This is a genomic window from Streptomyces sp. M2CJ-2, assembly GCF_016757295.1.
In the GTDB taxonomy this organism is placed as follows: Bacteria; Actinomycetota; Actinomycetes; order Streptomycetales; family Streptomycetaceae; genus Streptomyces.
Genome location: NZ_JAESIF010000269.1, coordinates 1 through 743, shown reverse-complemented (window position 1 = coordinate 743; position 743 = coordinate 1). Strand labels below are relative to the sequence as shown.

At 70.9% G+C, this 743-nt stretch carries 1 protein-coding gene; it reads left to right on the top strand.

The annotated features are described in order from the left end of the window. A partial coding sequence (locus JL475_RS39250; protein WP_202282964.1) for a transposase occupies positions 1-743 on the top strand: 743 nt, incomplete at both ends.

Genomic DNA, 743 nt, shown 5'->3' with positions numbered 1-743 from the left:
TGGACCAGGGACCTGCCGGTCGGCAGGCGCGCCGACAAGAACAACCGGATCACCGGCGCCCGGCTGGTGAAGGACGCTTCCCCAAGCTCTCGGCTTCGCTCGAGCAGGGGAGGCCCCATTGGCCGGCACATCGCCTTCCGGGTGCAGACCCTGCAACCGGAACCAGGGACCCACACCGGGCCCGAGGTCGGCATCGACGCCGGGGTGAACCTCCCCCCGGCCCTCTCCGACGGCCGTCACTTCGACCACGGCCGGCCCGCCCGCCTCGCGGACGACACCGCCGACCGAGACAAGTGGCTGACCGGCAAGGAGAAGGCCAGGCTGCTGCGCCTGGAGCGGCGGGCCGCACACCGCAAGAATTTCCGCAAGCCCCAAGAGCGCACCTCCAACCGGCTGCGCACCACCTACGACCAGATCAGACGACTCCGTGCAACAGCCACGCGCCGAGCCGTCGACCGGCAGCACAAGACCACCACCGAGATCGCCGACCGAGACGGCACGGTCGTGGTCGAGCAGCTCACCATCACGAACATGGTCAGGTCCGCCCGGGGCAGCATCGAACAGCCGGGGAGGAACGTCTCCCAGAAGGCCGGGCTGGACCGCTCCATCAGCCAGGAGGCGTGGGGCCGCACGGTCACGATGCTGACGTACAAGCTCGCCCGGCGCGGCGGCACCCTGGTCAAGGTCCCCGCTGCCGGAGCCTCCCGGCGCTGCTCGGCCTGCGGCCTCACCACACCGCGCAG